This is a genomic window from Pseudophaeobacter sp. 1A16562 (assembly GCF_041008785.1).
Taxonomy (GTDB): Bacteria; Pseudomonadota; Alphaproteobacteria; order Rhodobacterales; family Rhodobacteraceae; genus Phycobacter; species Phycobacter gallaeciensis_A.
The window spans coordinates 143,922-161,270 of sequence record NZ_JAXGFT010000010.1; the positions used below are offsets into that span (position 1 = coordinate 143,922).

The following is a 17,349-nucleotide window of genomic DNA, read 5'->3' on the forward strand; positions in this document are numbered from 1 at the left end:
AGGAACATTCCATGGCGAGCGAAACCCGCATAGGCCTGATTGGCGCCGGATATATTGCCACCTGGCATGCGGACGCCCTCAAGGCGACGCCGAATGTGCGGATCGCGGCGGTCTGCGATGTCAATGAAACCGCGGCCAAAGGGTTCGCAGGACGATATGGTGCGCAGGCCTTTACCTCTGTCGATGATCTGATCGCTTCTGGTAGCTGCGACGCCGTGCATATCCTGACCCCGCCGCATCTGCACCGGGCGCTGGCCATCAAGTGCCTTGAAGGCGGGCTCGATGTGTTGGTTGAAAAACCGGTTGCTGAATCAGCGGCCGAGACCCGCGAGATCGAGGCGGCAGCCACCAAAGCAGGCAAGCGGTTTTGCGCCGGGCACAACTTTCTGGGTCTTCCCTCCTATCAAAAGATGAAAAAGGACATGCGCGCTGGGGCCTACGGACGGGTGTCTGGCTGTGACATCAGCTGGGCGTTACCGCTCGCACCGCTCCGCTCTGGCCCCTATAATCTTTGGCTTTTGCGCGAGCCAAAGAACCTCCTGCTTGAACTAGGGCCGCATATTTTTGCCTTTGCGCATGATCTTTTTGGTCCTGTCGAGGTGCTCCATGCCCAGGCGGAATGGCCCGTCGCACTGCCTGGAGGGGATATGCGCCCGCAGGGATTCCGGATCCTTGCGCGGGCTGGCGCGGTGCAGATCACCTTTACCCTTGCCATGGTCGAAACCACCGACAACCGAAGCGTGACGCTGCGCGGATCCAGCGCGCGGGCGCGGCTGGACTATGCGCAGGACGTGCTTGTTGTTGAGCGGGAAAACACATCAGACTTGGTGGCCAATCCGCTGCGTAGACAGCTGGACCTGTCCCGCCAGCACCTGTGGCAGGGGATAGGGAACGCGGCGGTTCAGACTGCGTCACTCAACACCAAAAACCCATACGGGCGCAGCTTTCGTGGCATGAATGCGGCCCTTTATGCAGCGGGTCCCGGCGCGGCGCATGCAAAGCCTTATGCTGGCGAAACCGCGGTTGAGGTCATGCAGGCGATCGACGATGCTATCGCTCTATTGCCCGAAAAGGTTTTGCGTGCCGCCGCACCTGCCGTTCAAACCAGAAAACCAAAGCCAAGCGTCATGGTGATCGGCGGAACCGGTTTCATCGGCCGGGCACTGACACGGCGCCTTGTCGCCGACGGCCGCGATGTGCGGGTCCTGTCACGCAGCCGCTCTGGCCCGTTTCCTGATCTTCCCGACCAGGTGGAAACCGTGAGTGCCTCGCTACAAGATCTGGAGGCATTGACTGCAGCAATGCAGGGGATCGAGGTGGTGTTCAATTTAGCAAAGGCGCTCGAAACCACATGGGAGGATTGCCTGATCAACGACGTGGGGGTTGCGACACGCATCGCCGAAGCCTGCCAAATGGCAGGTGTAAAACGGTTGATCTACACTGGCACCATCGCAAGCTATGACATGTCGAACCCTGCACTGACCATCACCGAAGAGACGGGATTTGCAGAGGATCTGACCGACCGCAATCTCTATGCGCGGTCCAAGGCAGAATGCGAAAAGCAGCTGATGAAGCTCCACCGCGAGCGCGGGCTGCCTGTTACAATTGCCCGTCCCGGAATCGTCGTCGGGCCCGGCGGACCGCTGCAACACTGGGGGATCGGTCGGTGGCACGGTGCCGGGGCGGTTCGCATTTGGGGGCACGGGCGCAATATCCTGCCCTTCGTCCTGAACGAAGATATTGCAGATGGACTTGTCCGGATGATGGATGCCCCGGTCGAAGGGCAAAGTTTCAATCTCATCGGTGAGCCGATGCTTTCCGCGCGTGACTATTTTGCCGCCATCGAGACCGCACTCGGCGCCAGAATCCGCGTGAACTCCGGCAACCTGTATGCTTTCTACGCGTCGGATGCGGTCAAATATGCGCTCAAGAAATATGCCCTGCGCCGGTCCGGCGTAATCCGACCCAGCCTCGCAGATTGGAAAAGCCGAGCACATTATTCGCCATTCAGCAATGAAAAGCCAAAACAGGTACTCGGCTGGAAACCGGAAACCGACCGTGCGGTGTTCGTTGAGAAAGCCATAGCCAATGCGAACTTGTTTGGGTTTTGATCCCAGGGGAAGGGGTCTCAGTTTGCCCCCCTTGCCTGAAGTCAGAATTATTCAGAAGCTCCCTCCAGTCTGTCCGCATCGTCTAAAAGACTGCATTCGATCATTTGTCCATGCCTGAGGGGGGGCGGTTCGGGTGCGCGTGGCGGGCGCTTCCCTTTGCCAACTTCGTCTGGCCAGGGACAGCCTCAGCGTTAGACACAGCGGTTCCTGTGCCGGTCCTCTACGTCTTCTCGGAAGTTTTACTTGCAATGTTCTTGTTTTGATCCCATAAGGAACAAGAGGCGAACAAAGCAAGTGATTGCCGCAACCCCACGGGTATGACACATAGAAGGGGATTAGGGATTATGGCGGATCTGTTGACCATGAAAAACAAAGAAAGCGGTGACAAGCAAAAGGCGCTGGATAGCGCGCTTGCCCAGATTGAGCGGCAGTTCGGCAAGGGCTCGATCATGAAGCTGGGCGACGGCAAGGCGATCCAGGAGATCGAAGCCAGTTCGACCGGGTCTCTGGGGCTGGATATCGCGCTTGGGATCGGCGGCCTGCCGATGGGCCGGATTGTTGAGATTTACGGCCCGGAAAGCTCCGGTAAAACGACACTGACGCTGCATTGCGTGGCCGAACAGCAGAAAAAGGGCGGCGTCTGCGCCTTTGTCGATGCGGAACACGCGCTGGATCCGCAATACGCGGCCAAGCTGGGCGTCGATCTGGACGAGCTGCTGATTTCGCAACCCGATACCGGCGAACAGGCGCTGGAGATCACTGATACGCTGGTGCGGTCTGGTGCGGTCAACATGGTGATCGTGGATTCGGTGGCGGCACTGACACCCAAATCCGAACTTGAAGGCGACATGGGTGATTCCAGTGTTGGCGTGCAGGCCCGTCTGATGAGCCAGGCCATGCGTAAGCTGACCGGGTCCATCAGCCGTTCCAAATGCATGGTGATCTTCATCAACCAGATCCGCATGAAGATTGGCGTGATGTTCGGCTCACCCGAAACGACAACTGGCGGTAACGCGCTGAAATTCTACTCTTCGGTCCGCCTTGATATCCGCCGCATCGGCTCGATCAAGGATCGGGATGAGGTTGTCGGCAACGCAACCCGCGTCAAGGTCGTCAAGAACAAGGTGGCGCCGCCTTTCAAACAGGTGGAATTCGACATCATGTATGGTGAAGGCATCTCCAAGATGGGTGAATTGCTCGATCTGGGTGTGGCCGCCGGTGTGGTCAACAAATCCGGCGCATGGTTCTCTTACGGAGATGAACGGATCGGGCAGGGCCGTGAAAACGCGAAACAGTTCCTGCGGGAACATGCGGAAATCGCCTATGATATCGAAGACAAGATCCGCGCGGCGCATGGGCTCGACTTTGACCGCCCCGACGGCGGCGGTGACGATGACATTCTGGAGGCCTGAGGGCGCCCGGATGTGATCCGATCCAATATGAAATGGGGCGCAACGCAGGTTGCGCCCTTTTTCGTTTCGGCGGGCAGTGGACAGGGCTGCGCTCTGGGGCTAAACCTGCCTGAAACCCTGACAAAGCCCGAAAAGGGATCCCGCATATGGCGACGCTGAACGACATCCGCTCCACCTTCCTGAACTACTTTGCCAAGCAAGGCCACGAAATCGTGGAATCCGGTCCGCTTGTGCCCCGCAACGATCCCACCCTGATGTTCACCAACTCGGGCATGGTCCAGTTCAAGAACCTTTTTACCGGGGTCGAGCATCGTGATTACAAACGTGCCACCACCGCGCAGAAATGTGTGCGCGCGGGCGGCAAGCACAACGATCTCGACAACGTTGGCTATACCGCGCGCCACCACACGTTCTTTGAAATGCTGGGCAACTTCTCCTTTGGGGACTACTTCAAGAAAGAGGCGATCCCCTTTGCCTGGGAGCTGATCACCAAGGAATTCGGCATCGACAAGAGCCGTCTGCTGACCACCGTCTATCATACCGACGACGAAGCCTTTGAAATCTGGAAAAAGGTCGGCGTGCCCGAGGACCGGATCATCCGCATCGATACCTCGGACAACTTCTGGCAGATGGGGCCGACCGGGCCCTGCGGTCCGTGTACTGAAATCTTCTACGATCACGGCGATCACATCTGGGGCGGCCCTCCGGGCAGCGCTGATGAAGACGGCGACCGTTTCATCGAGATCTGGAACGTCGTTTTCATGCAGAACGAACAGTTCGAAGATGGCTCGATGAAGGCGCTGGACATGCAGTCCATCGACACCGGCATGGGGTTGGAGCGTATCGGTGCACTACTGCAGGGCAGCCACGACAACTATGATACCGACCTGTTCAAGGCGCTGATCGAAGCCTCGGCCGATGTCACCAACGTTGATCCTTATGGCGATCAGAACGTGCACCACCGTGTGATCGCGGACCATCTGCGCTCTACCTCTTTCCTGATTGCTGACGGCGTGATGCCTTCCAACGATGGGCGCGGCTATGTGCTGCGCCGCATCATGCGCCGTGCCATGCGCCATGCGCACCTGCTGGGCGCCAAGGATCCTGTGATGCACCAGCTGGTTCCGGCCCTGGTACAGCAGATGGGCGCCGCCTATCCGGAACTTGGTCGCGCACAGGCGCTGATCCAGGAAACGCTGCACCTGGAGGAAAACCGTTTCAAACAGACGCTGGATCGCGGTCTGAAGCTGCTGGATGATGAACTGTCCGGACTGGACGAGGGCGCACCCCTGCCGGGTGAGGCTGCGTTCAAGCTTTATGATACCTACGGCTTCCCGCTGGACCTGACGCAGGACGCCCTGCGCGAAAAGGGGCGTGAAGTCGACACCGACGGCTTCGATACCGCCATGGCGGCGCAAAAGGCCAAGGCGCGTGCCGCATGGTCCGGCTCGGGCGAAAGTGCCGACAGCACCCTGTGGTTCGATATTGCCGATGAACATGGCGCCACCGATTTCCTCGGCTATGAAACCGAAAGCGCCGAAGGCCAGATCCAGGCCATCGTCAAGGATGGCGAGATCGTGCGTGAGGCGGGTAAGGGCGATAGCGTTCAGCTTGTCCTGAACCAGACGCCGTTCTATGCCGAATCCGGTGGTCAGGTCGGAGACAGCGGTGAAATCCGTCTCGAAGGTGGCGCCCTGCGCGTCACGGACACCAAGAAAGCTGCCGATGTCTTTATCCACTTCTGCGAAGTGACCGATGGGATCGTGACGGTCAATGCACCCGCGCAGCTGGTGGTGGATCACACCCGCCGCAGCGCCATTCGTGCCAATCACTCCGCCACGCACCTGCTGCACGAGGCCCTGCGGGAGGCGCTTGGCGATCACGTGGCACAGCGCGGCTCGCTCAACGCTGAGGATCGTCTGCGCTTTGACTTCAGCCACGGAAAGGCGCTGAGCGCCGAGGAGCTGACCCAGGTTTCAAAAGACGTGAACACCTATATTCGCCAGAACACCCCGGTGGAGACCCGGATCATGACGCCGGATGATGCTCGTGCCCTGGGCGCGCAGGCGCTGTTTGGTGAGAAATACGGCGACGAGGTTCGTGTCGTCTCCATGGGGCGCGCAGCGACCGGCAAGGGTCACGACAAACAGACCTATTCCATCGAACTCTGCGGCGGGACACATGTGAAGCAGACCGGTGATATCGGTTCCTTCGTCATCCTTGGCGACAGCGCATCCTCGGCTGGCGTGCGCCGTATCGAGGCCCTGACCGGCGCTGCAGCCTCTGAATATCTGGAGGCCGAGGCGGGCCGGATGGCGGATGTGGCAGCGATGCTCAAGGCACAGCCTTCCGATGTCATCGACCGCATCAAGGCGCTGATGGACGAGCGTAAGGCGCTGCAGAACGAGGTATCGCAGCTGAAACAGCAAGTCGCTATGGGTGGCGGTGCGTCCGGTGGCGTGGAGACCAAAGAGATCGGCGGCAAGACCTTCCTCGGCCAGGCGCTGGAAGGCGTCTCCGGCAAGGATCTGCGCGGGCTCATTGATGCGCATAAACAGAAACTCGGCTCTGGTGTGATCCTGCTGATCGCCAACGACGACGGTAAGGTCGCAGTCGCGGCCGGGGTTACCGATGATCTGACTGGTCAGGTGTCCGCGGTAGATGTGCTGAAGGCTGCTGTGCCTGCTGTTGGCGGTAAGGGCGGCGGTGGCCGTCCCGATATGGCGCAGGGAGGCGGCAAGGATTTTGCCGGGGCCGAAGCGGCCATCGCGGCTGCAGAACAACTTTTGGAGGGATAATCATGGGCGCACTCTGGATTGCTCACGTCACGGTCACCGATGCGGAGGCCTATGGCAAATACGCTGAGCTGGCCGGCCCGGCGATTGCGAAACACGGCGGCAGCTTCATCGCCCGCGGCGGTAAGTTCGTACAGCTGGAAGGCAAGGAACGCCCGCGGAACGTGGTGGCGAAATTCCCAAGCGTCGAGGCCGCCGTCGACTGCTACAACAGCCCCGAATACCAGGAGGCGCTGAGCCACGCGCGCGACGCCTCTGAGCGTGAACTGATGGTGGTGGAAACCTCTGAATAATTGCGGTTTTCCGCGACCTGCCCAAAAAGGGCAGGGTGAGACAAAAAAGGAGCGCAGGCCTTCCTGCGCTCCTTTTCTTTTGCCGGAATGCCGCCAGTGATCAATAGGGATCGCGGGGCCGTCTATCGTCCGTCAGGCTCGAGGTGTGGCAGGTCACCAGGAGTTCGATCGCATCGGCCAGATGCTCTTCCTGAATGTTGTAATCTCCGCGGGCGACGCGGATCTTGTGGGCTTCGATCATTACATCCGCATGGGTGCAGCCGGTGGGCGGTTCAAACCTGTAACAAGCCAGCTCGATCATCAGCCCCAGCGGATCCTTGAAATAGATCGAATCCATGAAGCCGCGGTCCTTCGCGCCGGAGTGGCCGATGCCGCGGTCCTTCAGCCGTTTTTCAACTTGCGAGAACATGGCCCTGCTGACGTTGAACGCGATGTGATGCACGCAGCCGGGTTCCGTTGGGGTGCGGCGGCGGTCAGGCGTGCGGGTTTCATTGGTGAAGACGGTAATCAGCCGCCCGTCACCGGGATCGAAATAGAGGTGGCCTTCGTCCGGATTGTCCAGATTGGGCTGATCAAAGACGAAGGGCATGCCCAAGAGGCCTTCCCAGAAATCGATCGATGTCTGCCTGTCGGCGCCAGTCAGCGTGATGTGATGGACGCCCTGTACCTGAATTTTCTGCATTCGGGTCCTCCTGTAATTTTGGCGGACCCTATCATGAATGTGGCATAGAAAAAGGCCGCCCCGGGGGGCGGCCTCGTAAATGTGATCAGCCGTTAGACTTGGCCATCCGCTTGCGTTCATGCGGATCCAGGTAGCGCTTGCGCAGGCGTACGTTGTTTGGCGTAACCTCGACCAGCTCGTCGTCATTGATATAGGCAATTGCCTCTTCCAGCGACAGCGTCATCGGGGTGGTAAGGCGCACTGCCTCATCCGTGCCAGAGGCGCGCACGTTGGTCAGTTTCTTGCCTTTCAGCGGGTTCACTTCCAGATCGTTGTCACGGGAGTGTTCGCCGATGATCATGCCAGTATAGACGTCGGCCTGGGCGCCGATCATCATCTTGCCGCGCTCTTCGAGGTTCCACAGGGCGTAGGCAACGGACTGGCCGTTCTCCATCGAGATCAGCACACCTGCACGACGGCCGGGAATGGGGCCTTTGTGCGGGGTCCAGCCGTGGAATACGCGGTTCAGAACACCGGTGCCGCGGGTGTCGGTCAGGAATTCACCGTGATAGCCGATCAGACCACGCGAAGGCACATGAGCGATAATCCGTGTCTTGCCAGCGCCTGCGGGCTTCATCTCGACGAGCTCACCCTTGCGGGCGCCGGTCAGTTTTTCGATCACCGCGCCGGAGTATTCGTCATCAACGTCGATGGTAGCCTCTTCGACGGGCTCCATCTTGACGCCGTTCTCTTCGCGCATGATCACCTGCGGGCGGGAGATCGACAGTTCGAACCCTTCGCGGCGCATGTTTTCGATCAGAACGCCCATCTGCAGTTCGCCGCGGCCCGAAACTTCGAAAGCCTCGCCGCCGGGGGTGTCAGCGATCTTGATCGCGACGTTGGATTCGGCCTCTTTCATCAGGCGGTCACGGATAACGCGCGATTGGACCTTCTTGCCATCACGACCCGCCAGCGGGCTGTCGTTGATGCCGAAGGTCACGGTGATGGTGGGCGGGTCGATGGGCTGGGCATCCAGGGGTTCGTCCACGGCCAGGGCGCAAATTGTATCGGCCACGGTCGCCTTGGCCATGCCGGCGATGGAGACGATGTCGCCCGCCTGGGCTTCTTCGATGTCCTGTTGAGCCAGACCGCGGAAGGCCTGGATACGGGTCACGCGGAACTGTTCGATCTTCTGGCCCATGCGGGTCAGCGCCTGAACGGTAGCCCCAACTTTCAGAGTGCCGGATTCGACACGGCCTGTCAGAAGACGGCCCACAAAGGGGTCGCTGCCCAGCGTGGTGGCCAGCATGCGGAAATCTTCATCCTGACGCTTGATCTGTGCAGGCTCGGGCACGTGGTTGACGATCAGGTTGAACAGCGCGTGCAGGTCCTTGCGGGGACCGTCCAGCTCTGCATCGGCCCAGCCATTGCGGCCCGAGGCGTACATATGCGGGAAGTCGAGTTGGTCCTCATTCGCGTCAAGCGAGGCGAAGAGATCGAAACATTCGTCCAGTGCGCGGTCCGGCTCGGCGTCGGGCTTGTCCACCTTGTTCAGCACAACGATCGGACGCAGGCCAAGCGCAAGCGCTTTGGAGGTCACGAACTTGGTCTGCGGCATCGGGCCTTCGGCGGCATCGACCAGCAGCACAACACCGTCCACCATGGACAGGATCCGCTCGACCTCACCGCCAAAGTCGGCGTGACCGGGGGTGTCGACGATGTTGATCCGTGTGCCTTTCCATTCGACCGAAGTCGGTTTGGCAAAAATGGTAATGCCCCGCTCGCGCTCCAGATCGTTGCTGTCCATGGCGCGTTCCGCCACAGCCTGGTTTTCGCGAAAGGCGCCGGATTGTTTCAGCAGCTCGTCGACCAGGGTGGTTTTCCCGTGGTCCACGTGTGCAATGATCGCAATGTTGCGCAGGTCCATGACGTCAGCCTTTGTAAGGAAGTTGCGCCGCGCATAGCCCGATACCGGCCCGAAGGCCAGAGAAAATCCGCAAACACGGCGCAAAGGCCGCTGCGACGCAGCGATTTGGGCGCCGGGGCGCCTGTGTCAGTGGCCAGAAGACCCTGAAAACAGATGAATGACAAGGATTCCCGCCAAGATCATCGCCATGCCAAGCACGGCCGGCAGGTCCAGTTTCTGGCCGAAGACCACAAGACCGATTACCGCGATCAACACGATGCCGAGCCCGGACCAGATGGCATAGACGATCCCCACCGGCATCACCTTTAGGGTCAGGCCCAGCATGTAGAAGGAAAACCCGTAGGCGACCAGAACGATCAGGGAGGGCATCAGGCGGCTGAACTGCTGGCTGGCCTGCAGGGCGGTGGTGCCAATGGTTTCGGCGGCAACGGCGACGATCAGGTAGATGTAGTGAACGGGCATCGCGGCCTCCGAAGTTTCCGGGAGAGATGTGGTGTCTTCCGGGTATCGCAAGCCGCTGCGTTGGAACAGCCCCGAAAACCGTGCCGCGCGAAAATTCCGGATCCTGGCCTTGCCAAATTTATCTGAAGGGCTGCGGGAAAAGCCCGTTTCTACGGGGCGCGCGATTGTGGAGGATCGTTAAAACAGCTTTCAATTTTCTAACCAAATGGCAACGAGTTTTGGATAGAGAGAAGTCCGGAAGGAAATCTGATGAAGCATTTTCTGGCCGGCATGGCGGCTTGTATCGTTGTTGCATTGTCGCCGTTGCTGGTTCTGGCTTCGAACAAAGACCTGAGCCCGGGCACGCCGATCCTTGTGGTGTCGGCGCCATGGGGGCCGGATGCACCCGACGTGATCACCGGATCCGGTTTGCAGGAGATTTCCCCCGAACGTGCGCCGTTTGGTGCGCTAACAGTGCTTGAGGATCTGGCGGACGCCAGACGGTTAAAAGAGAACGGCGCTTGGTTTGTGGTCGATGGAACGGTGATCGCCCAGATCTGCGCAGAGTGAGTAAAGGGGCTGCTCGAGTATGGGCAAGGTTACACAAGGCGATGGGCTGGATATGTCCACCGTCACAAACTCATCTGACAAACAGTTTCAGCGTCTGGCCACTCTGGTCCTGCTGCCTGCTCCGGCCCTGGTGGCCTATTTCGTTGATGGCGCGGTGCCGTGGTGGCTAATGGCCAGCTTGAGCGGTGCGTTGGGCCTGTTGACCTGGCTGTCAAAAGGATTCTCCGATAGTTTTCGCGATTATGTCATCGCCTTCTGCTATATCGGTCACAGCATTCTGTTCACGACCTCCTTTACCGGTCATGCTTGGCAGATCGACAGTCATATGCTGTTCTTCGCCTCGCTCGCCGTGGTGTCGACCCTTTACAGTCCCGGCGCGGTAATCTTTGCCACCGTGCTTGTGGCGGTTCATCACCTTGCCTTCAGCCTGATGCTGCCCTCCCTGGTGTTTCCGGGCGGCTCGGTCCTTGCCAGCATCGAACGCACGGTGATGCACGCCGTGATCCTGCTGCTGGAGGCCGGTATTCTGCTGATGAGCATCTATCAGCGTCAGGCGGCCCGTAGGGCGCTCGAAGAGCAGCAACAGGCGTTGCAGGAAGAGGCAGCCAAGGCTGAGGAGGCAGAAGAGGAAGCCCTGCGCAGCAAGCGGGATTCAGAAAATGTTGTGATGATTTTCGACGAGAGCCTGAAAACTATGGCGGCAGGGAACCTCAGCGGTCGTATCACCGGTGATTTCCCGCATGAGTACGAATCCATGCGCGACGCCTTCAATGAACTGGCGGAAAGCCTGAACTCGGGCATTGGCACCGCAATGACGATCTCCGGCGATTTCCGCAACGATGCGCATTCCGTTTCTGAGGCGGTGCAAAGCCTGTCGGCGCGGACGGAATCGCAGGCGGCAACCCTGACCGAAACCACGGCGGCCCTTCAGGAGTTGAGCGAGTCAGTGAAGAAAAGCGCGGCTGATTCCGGCAAGGCCGCCGAGAATGCGCGCACGGCCTATCGCGGTGCGGTGGAAAACGGCGATCTGATGTCGGCAGCCGTGGATGCCATGGGAAACATCGAACAATCCTCCAACGAGATTTCGACGATCATCAACGTGATCGAGGATATTTCCTTCCAGACCAACCTTTTGGCGCTAAATGCGGGCGTCGAGGCCGCCCGCGCCGGAGAAAGTGGCCGAGGCTTCGCTGTTGTGGCGGCCGAAGTCCGTGCACTGGCGCAGCGCACCGCCGATGCTGCAAACGAGGTGAAGTCGCTGATTGGAACCAGCGCCAAGCAGGTCAAGGAAGGATCGGAACTGGTCAACAAGGCTGGCGACGCCCTTCAGGATATCGTCGCGCGGGTTTCCGAAACCAACAAGCTGATTGAGGCAATCTCCGGCACATCAACCGATCAGGCTTCGGCCCTGTCCGAAATGGCTTCGGCGCTTAGCACGCTGGATGGGGCGACCCAAACCAATGCCGCCATGGTTGAGGAAATGACCGCCATGAGCATGAGCATGGACAGCAAGGCGCGTGAGCTGGCCGGAACGCTGTCGCGTTTTGAGCTTGATGATCAGCAGTCAGGTATGGGTGGAGCAGGGGGGCTGCGTCTGGTGAGCTGACGCAACCCTGCCCAGCAATCTGGGTATTCCGTCCATCGCATTGGCTGGGCGGAATTAAGTAAATGAACGGAAACGGGGGCGGTGGTGATTACTGCCCCCGTTTCCGTTTGGTCTGATTATGTCTGTGGGGCGCGTCCGGAGGGGAGGTGTTTAGACCCGGCCGGCTGCTTCAAACCAGGGCAATAACTGAGCGCGCACATGTGTCCAGACCTCTGGCGCCCCCCTGGCCACTTTTACCCCGACGCGCTCTTCCAGCTGGCTGAGGCTGACATCGTATTCCACCCAGCTGCCGCCACCGTTCAATAGGTTCAGAAAGATCGGCTGAACCCGGTCGATGGATTTGGCGTAAATGGCATCCGGACTCTCAGCGGCTTCAAACTCGGTCCAGAGCCCGTGAAAGGCGCTGCCTTGCGGATGCGGCAGAAGGTGGAACAGGCGCTCTGCGGCGGCGGCTTCCTTGGCCTCAAGCGCGGCCAGCGCCGCAGGGTCCTGGGTGCCGTGTATTGGAGTGTCCCCGGCGTCGATTTCCACAAGATCATGTAGCAACAGCATCTGCACGATGCGGCCCACATCCACGTCGTGGGCACTGTGCTCGGCCAGGATCCAGCCATAGAGCATGATGTGCCAGCTGTGTTCGGCAGAGTTTTCCCGGCGCGATCCATCTCCGAGTTTGGAGGCGCGCAGAACCAGTTTCAGCGCGTCGGCCTGGTTGAGGAATTCCAGCCTCTGGGTCAGTGTCGCGCAACTCGCTACGCTGCCCTGACCCAAAAGGTTCATCGCGTGATGGTAGGCCTTGGGGAATTGCGTCTCCAGCGCTGCGGCGCGTCCAGTGGACAGGTTTTCCCGGACCACATCAAAATGGAACTCCGGCGCATCCGCGCAGTACAGGGTCTGAAAGATCGGCTGACAATGGTCCAGATGCTTGGCGAACCGTGCATCAAGACTTTCGCCTGCCTCAAATTCGCGCCAAAGGTCGAACAGCTCTGCGCCCTGATCCTCTGGGAGCAAGCCAAACAGTCGCTGGGCTGCTGCCAGTTCAGAAACCGCCACGGCCTCCCAGTCGACGTCATCGGTGATCGGATGATCGCCCGCGTCGATTTCCACCAGATCATGCAGCAACAGCATCCGGATGACCCGGTCGATGTTCACATCCGGGTCTGCCAACGGGGCGAGCGCCAACGCATAAAGTGCCAGGTGCCAGCTGTGTTCGGCGGAGTTTTCCGCGCGCGACCCGTCCAGAATGAGGTTTTGCCGTTCGATCCGGCGCAGTTTTTCTGCTTCGAGGAGAAAGTCGAACTGTCGTTGAAGGCGCATCGTCACGACGCGCCGTCCGTCTTGTTCAGCTGCGCTTCAGCTTCGGCCTGCAGGGCTGCGATTTTCTGGTTCAGGAAATCGCGGGCTTTGCGCTCGGCAAGGCGCACGCGGATCTCGGTCAGAAATGCCTCTTCCAGAGATTGGGACGCCGCGCCCAGAACCTGTCCGACTTCGACATAAAGCCGATCCTGGCCGATGGCGTCCTGTATCTTCAGCGTATCGATGGCCAGCTTTTGGGCCAGCGTCTCGATCGTGCTCATCAGCGCGTGTTCTCTGTCAGGCGGCGTTTGACGTAGTCGTTCACGTTGGTCATCAGCGTGTCCATGTGCTGATCCTGGAAGAAGTGATCCGCGCCTTCGACCTCGGTATGGGTAATGGTGATACCTTTCTGCTCGTGCAGCTTGTTCACCAAGTTCACCGTGTCTGCGGGCGGCGCCACGCGGTCGGCGGTGCCGTTGATGATCAGACCCGAGGACGGGCAGGGCGCCAGGAAGGAGAAGTCATACATATTGGCAGGCGGAGCTACCGAGATGAAGCCAGTGATCTCGGGGCGGCGCATCAGCAGCTGCATGCCGATCCAGGCCCCGAAGGAGAAGCCGGCAACCCAGCAATGCTTGGAGTTGTTGTTCATCGACTGCAGGTAATCCAGCGCCGATGCCGCATCGGACAACTCACCGACGCCTTGGTCGTATTCACCCTGCGACCGGCCAACACCCCGGAAATTGAAGCGCAGCACGGTGAAGCCCATGTTGTAGAAGGCATAGTGCAGGTTATAGACAACCTTGTTGTTCATCGTGCCGCCAAACTGAGGGTGTGGATGCAGGATGATCGCGATCGGTGCGTCTTTTTCTTTTTGGGGATGATAGCGGCCTTCCAGGCGGCCTTCGGGTCCGGGGAAAATGACCTCAGGCATGGGCAGTACGTTCCTACTCTTGGTATTTCCTTGAATGCCGGACCGGGAAACTTGACGAATTCGGTAAGGCACCTTAGAACTGTTCTAATTGCTGCGGGGGTCTTGGACCTGCGCTGTCAAGATCAGATATGCGTTGATGCGGTTAAGGTCAATGTTTTCGGCATTTACGCGGCTGTTTGGAGTGTCTGGACGATGAAACTATCCACCAAGGGGCGCTATGCCATGGTTGCCCTTGCTGATATTGCCCTGCAACCGGAAGGCACCCTTGTCGTGCTTGGCGATATCTCCAAACGTCAGGATATTTCGCTGCCCTATCTGGAGCAGCTGTTTGTGAAACTCCGCCGGGCGGATCTAGTGGCTTCGGTGCGTGGGCCGGGCGGCGGCTATCGCCTGGCGAAACCGGCGTCGGAAATTCGGGTGGTGGATGTGCTGTCGGCCGTCGATGAAACCGTTGATGCGATGCACAAGGGGGCAGGTGCCTCCGGCGCGGCCTCCGGATCGCGGGCACAGTCGCTGACCAACCGTCTGTGGCAAAGTCTTAGCGCGCAGGTCTATGTGTTCCTGCACCAGACGCGCCTGTCGGATGTGATCGAAAACGAGCTGGCGCCGTGCCCGGCGGTTCCGAACCTTTTTGCGGTGGTCGACGCCGAGGCCGATTGACCCCGGTTCCCGCTAGAGGCAGGGACGGTGCAAGTGCCCTCAGATTGGAAAACATGAGTCTATGAAACGCGTTTATCTGGATCACAATGCCACGACGCCCGTGCGGGCAGAGGCGCGCGATGCGATGATTGCGGCGATGGACCTGTGCGGCAACCCGTCGTCAGTGCATGCCGAAGGGCGTGCGGCAAAATCCCTGATCGAACGCAGCCGCGCGCAGATTGCGGAGGCCTTTGGCGCAGACGGGGCCGATATTGTCTTTACCTCCAGCGCCACCGAGAGCGCAGCGCTGGCTTTGTCTGGGCGGGGTCTGCACGGCGCCCCGGTTGAACACGATGCTGTAAGGGCCTGGAATAACGAGGATCTTTCGGTGTCCCAGCAGGGTATCGTCGAGGTGCCCGACCCGGCTGGCTCGACGTTGCAGTTGGCCAATTCGGAAACCGGCGTGGTCCAGAACCTGCCGCAGGGGCTTGCGGTGACGGATGCCACTCAGGCCTTTGGCAAGCTGCCGGTGGCCTTTAACTGGCTCGGCGCCGAGATGGCGCTGATTTCGGCGCATAAGCTGGGCGGCCCCAAGGGCTGCGGCGCGCTGGTGCTGAAGCGCGGCACCGATCTGGCGTCCCAGATCAAGGGCGGCGGGCAGGAAATGGGCCGTCGCTCGGGCACCGAGAACGTGATCGGCATCGCCGGTTTTGCGGCTGCTGCCACGGCGGCGGCCCGGGATCTGGCCGATGGGCGCTGGGATCGCGTCGCCGAACTTAGAAATATTCTAGAAAATGCCCTTGCGGTCGACGCCCCGGAAACTATTTTTGTCGGGAAAGAGTCGCCCCGCCTGCCCAACACCACTTGTTTCGCCACCCCGGGCTGGAAAGGCGAAACGCAGGTCATGCAAATGGACCTCGCTGGTTTCGCCATTAGCGCGGGCAGCGCCTGCTCCAGCGGCAAGGTCCGGGCAAGCGCGGTTCTGACTGCGATGGGATACGATGAGATAACCGCCCAGGGCGCCGTTCGGGTTTCGCTCGGGCTGGAGACAACAGAAGAAGATGTGCTGCGCTTTGCCGAAGCGTGGCTGAAGAAACAAAAGAAACATCGCGCCCGCGCGGCGTGAGTGCAGGAGATGATCATGGCCGCTTTGGACCAGACGCAAGTCAAGGAAGGTGTAGACCAGGAAACCGTGGATGCGGTGGCCGAGGTCAGCACGTATAAATACGGCTGGGAGACCGATATCGAGATGGAATACGCCCCCAAGGGCGTGAACCCCGATATCGTGCGCCTGATCTCTGAAAAGAACGAAGAACCGGAATGGATGACCGAATGGCGTCTGTCCGCCTTTGAACGCTGGAAGCAGATGGATGAACCGGACTGGGCGATGGTCAGCTACCCGGAAATCGATTTCCAGGATCAGTATTACTACGCCCGTCCGAAATCGATGGAAGTGAAGCCGAAGTCACTGGATGAGGTCGACCCCAAGCTGCTCGCCACTTACGAAAAGCTTGGTATCCCCCTGAAAGAACAGATGATTCTTGCAGGCGTCGAAGGTGCTGAGGATGCGCCCGCCGAAGGCCGCAAGGTCGCTGTGGACGCGGTGTTCGACTCCGTGTCGGTCGGCACCACCTTCCAGAAGGAGCTTGAAGAGGCGGGTGTCATCTTCTGCTCGATCTCCGAAGCGATCAAGAACCACCCAGAGTTGGTGAAGAAATACCTCGGCTCGGTCGTGCCGGTGTCCGACAACTTCTACGCCACGCTGAACTCGGCCGTGTTTTCGGATGGCTCCTTTGTTTACGTGCCGCCGGGCGTGCGCTGCCCGATGGAACTCTCCACCTATTTCCGCATCAACGCGGAAAACACCGGCCAGTTCGAGCGGACTCTGATCATCGCGGACAAGGGCTCTTACGTCTCTTACCTCGAAGGCTGCACCGCGCCGCAGCGTGACGTGGCCCAGCTGCACGCAGCCGTGGTTGAGATCATCATCGAAGAAGACGCCGAGGTGAAATATTCCACCGTTCAGAACTGGTACCCCGGTGACGAAAACGGCAAGGGCGGCATCTACAACTTTGTCACCAAACGCGCTGATTGCCGCGGTGACCGAGCCAAGGTGATGTGGACCCAGGTGGAAACCGGCTCTGCCGTGACCTGGAAATACCCGTCCTGCATCCTGCGCGGCGACGACAGCCAAGGTGAGTTCTACTCGATCGCCATCGCCAACAACATGCAGCAGGCCGACACCGGCACCAAGATGGTGCACCTGGGCAAGCGCACAAAATCGCGCATCGTTTCCAAGGGGATTTCGGCCGGCAAGGCGCAGAACACCTATCGTGGTCTGGTCTCTATGCACCCTAAAGCCAAGGAAAGCCGCAACTACACCCAGTGTGACAGCTTGCTGATCGGCGACAAGTGCGGCGCCCACACGGTTCCCTACATCGAGGTAAAGAACAATTCCTCCCGGGTGGAGCATGAGGCGACCACATCCAAGGTGGACGATGAGCAGCTGTTCTACTGCCGTCAGCGTGGCATGGACGAAGAAGAGGCGGTCGCCCTGGTGGTGAATGGCTTCTGCAAGGACGTGCTGCAGGCCCTGCCGATGGAATTCGCCATGGAAGCGCAGCAGCTGGTTGCGATCAGCCTTGAAGGTTCGGTGGGCTGATACCG

At 59.7% G+C, this 17,349-nt stretch carries 15 protein-coding genes; 9 read left to right on the forward strand and 6 right to left on the reverse strand.

Features of this window, described 5'->3' with window-relative positions; genetic code table 11:
- The first annotated feature begins 11 nt into the window (after positions 1-11).
- The 4 genes from SM764_RS15100 (at position 12) to SM764_RS15115 (ending at position 6,611) form a co-directional block, all read left to right on the forward strand.
- Positions 12-2,111, forward strand: coding sequence for an NAD-dependent epimerase/dehydratase family protein (locus tag SM764_RS15100; protein ID WP_369002164.1), 2,100 nt, complete (start codon positions 12-14; stop codon positions 2,109-2,111).
- 344 nt (positions 2,112-2,455) lie between these two features.
- Positions 2,456-3,523, forward strand: a complete 1,068-nt coding sequence (recA, locus tag SM764_RS15105; protein ID WP_065270335.1) for a recombinase RecA — start codon at positions 2,456-2,458, stop codon at positions 3,521-3,523.
- 146 nt (positions 3,524-3,669) lie between these two features.
- Positions 3,670-6,321: an alanine--tRNA ligase gene (gene alaS, locus SM764_RS15110; protein WP_369002165.1), complete on the forward strand. Its 2,652-nt coding sequence runs from the start codon at positions 3,670-3,672 to the stop codon at positions 6,319-6,321.
- Positions 6,322-6,323: 2 nt separating this feature from the next.
- Positions 6,324-6,611 (forward strand): DUF1330 domain-containing protein, encoded by a 288-nt coding sequence (locus SM764_RS15115; RefSeq protein ID WP_065270333.1) that lies wholly within the window; start codon positions 6,324-6,326, stop codon positions 6,609-6,611.
- A gap of 100 nt (positions 6,612-6,711) precedes the next feature.
- On the opposite strand, the gene SM764_RS15120 is transcribed toward SM764_RS15115, so the two are convergent.
- The 3 genes from SM764_RS15120 to SM764_RS15130 form a co-directional block, all read right to left on the reverse strand.
- Complete coding sequence (locus tag SM764_RS15120) at positions 6,712-7,293, reverse strand: VOC family protein (protein WP_065270332.1); 582 nt, start codon at positions 7,291-7,293, stop codon at positions 6,712-6,714.
- Between the two features lie 85 nt (positions 7,294-7,378).
- Entirely contained in the window at positions 7,379-9,199 is a 1,821-nt protein-coding gene (gene typA, locus SM764_RS15125) for a translational GTPase TypA (RefSeq protein ID WP_065270331.1), read from the reverse strand.
- A gap of 126 nt (positions 9,200-9,325) precedes the next feature.
- Entirely contained in the window at positions 9,326-9,661 is a 336-nt protein-coding gene (locus tag SM764_RS15130; RefSeq protein ID WP_065273462.1) for a DMT family transporter, read from the reverse strand.
- Positions 9,662-9,910: 249 nt separating this feature from the next.
- Here SM764_RS15130 and SM764_RS15135 point away from each other — a divergent pair, with 249 nt between their 5' ends.
- Both SM764_RS15135 and SM764_RS15140 read left to right on the forward strand, forming a co-directional pair.
- Entirely contained in the window at positions 9,911-10,210 is a 300-nt protein-coding gene (locus SM764_RS15135) for a hypothetical protein (RefSeq protein ID WP_369002166.1), read from the forward strand.
- Between the two features lie 19 nt (positions 10,211-10,229).
- Positions 10,230-11,816, forward strand: coding sequence for a methyl-accepting chemotaxis protein (locus SM764_RS15140; RefSeq protein WP_065270329.1), 1,587 nt, complete (start codon positions 10,230-10,232; stop codon positions 11,814-11,816).
- A 150-nt stretch (positions 11,817-11,966) separates the two neighbouring features.
- On the opposite strand, the gene SM764_RS15145 is transcribed toward SM764_RS15140, so the two are convergent.
- From SM764_RS15145 to SM764_RS15155, 3 genes are read right to left on the reverse strand one after another with little or no spacing between them, the layout of a single operon-like run.
- Positions 11,967-13,136, reverse strand: coding sequence for an HD domain-containing protein (locus SM764_RS15145; protein ID WP_274833640.1), 1,170 nt, complete (start codon positions 13,134-13,136; stop codon positions 11,967-11,969).
- Positions 13,133-13,390 carry a hypothetical protein gene (locus tag SM764_RS15150; protein WP_274829296.1) on the reverse strand — a complete coding sequence of 86 codons (258 nt, stop codon included), beginning with the start codon at positions 13,388-13,390 and terminating at the stop codon, positions 13,133-13,135. Before SM764_RS15150 ends, SM764_RS15145 begins: the two co-directional genes overlap by 4 nt.
- Positions 13,390-14,043, reverse strand: coding sequence for an alpha/beta hydrolase (locus SM764_RS15155; RefSeq protein ID WP_065270326.1), 654 nt, complete (start codon positions 14,041-14,043; stop codon positions 13,390-13,392). Before SM764_RS15155 ends, SM764_RS15150 begins: the two co-directional genes overlap by 1 nt.
- 192 nt (positions 14,044-14,235) lie before the next feature.
- Between SM764_RS15155 and iscR the strand changes: the two genes are divergently transcribed.
- The 3 genes from iscR (at position 14,236) to sufB (ending at position 17,344) form a co-directional block, all read left to right on the forward strand.
- On the forward strand, positions 14,236-14,703 hold the full coding sequence (iscR, locus tag SM764_RS15160; RefSeq protein WP_065270325.1) for a Fe-S cluster assembly transcriptional regulator IscR: 468 nt from the start codon (positions 14,236-14,238) through the stop codon (positions 14,701-14,703).
- Between the two features lie 61 nt (positions 14,704-14,764).
- The gene (locus SM764_RS15165) at positions 14,765-15,808 is read left to right on the forward strand and encodes a cysteine desulfurase family protein (RefSeq protein WP_369002167.1); all 1,044 of its coding nucleotides are present in this window, start codon (positions 14,765-14,767) and stop codon (positions 15,806-15,808) included.
- 15 nt (positions 15,809-15,823) lie between these two features.
- On the forward strand, positions 15,824-17,344 hold the full coding sequence (sufB, locus tag SM764_RS15170) for a Fe-S cluster assembly protein SufB (RefSeq protein WP_065273461.1): 1,521 nt from the start codon (positions 15,824-15,826) through the stop codon (positions 17,342-17,344).
- The last annotated feature ends 5 nt before the right edge of the window (positions 17,345-17,349 follow it).

Bases quoted from the DNA above. Each gene is read 5' to 3' on its own strand.
- recA (WP_065270335.1), top strand. From the start codon at position 2,456: ATGGCGGATCTGTTGACCATGAAAAACAAAGAAAGCGGTGACAAGCAA.
- SM764_RS15120 (WP_065270332.1), bottom strand. From the start codon at position 7,293: ATGCAGAAAATTCAGGTACAGGGCGTCCATCACATCACGCTGACTGGC.
- sufB (WP_065273461.1), top strand. From the start codon at position 15,824: ATGGCCGCTTTGGACCAGACGCAAGTCAAGGAAGGTGTAGACCAGGAA.
- SM764_RS15155 (WP_065270326.1), bottom strand. From the start codon at position 14,043: ATGCCTGAGGTCATTTTCCCCGGACCCGAAGGCCGCCTGGAAGGCCGC.
- typA (WP_065270331.1), bottom strand. From the start codon at position 9,199: ATGGACCTGCGCAACATTGCGATCATTGCACACGTGGACCACGGGAAA.
- SM764_RS15140 (WP_065270329.1), top strand. From the start codon at position 10,230: ATGGGCAAGGTTACACAAGGCGATGGGCTGGATATGTCCACCGTCACA.
- SM764_RS15135 (WP_369002166.1), top strand. From the start codon at position 9,911: ATGAAGCATTTTCTGGCCGGCATGGCGGCTTGTATCGTTGTTGCATTG.
- SM764_RS15165 (WP_369002167.1), top strand. From the start codon at position 14,765: ATGAAACGCGTTTATCTGGATCACAATGCCACGACGCCCGTGCGGGCA.
- SM764_RS15115 (WP_065270333.1), top strand. From the start codon at position 6,324: ATGGGCGCACTCTGGATTGCTCACGTCACGGTCACCGATGCGGAGGCC.
- SM764_RS15130 (WP_065273462.1), bottom strand. From the start codon at position 9,661: ATGCCCGTTCACTACATCTACCTGATCGTCGCCGTTGCCGCCGAAACC.
- iscR (WP_065270325.1), top strand. From the start codon at position 14,236: ATGAAACTATCCACCAAGGGGCGCTATGCCATGGTTGCCCTTGCTGAT.
- SM764_RS15100 (WP_369002164.1), top strand. From the start codon at position 12: ATGGCGAGCGAAACCCGCATAGGCCTGATTGGCGCCGGATATATTGCC.
- SM764_RS15150 (WP_274829296.1), bottom strand. From the start codon at position 13,390: ATGAGCACGATCGAGACGCTGGCCCAAAAGCTGGCCATCGATACGCTG.
- alaS (WP_369002165.1), top strand. From the start codon at position 3,670: ATGGCGACGCTGAACGACATCCGCTCCACCTTCCTGAACTACTTTGCC.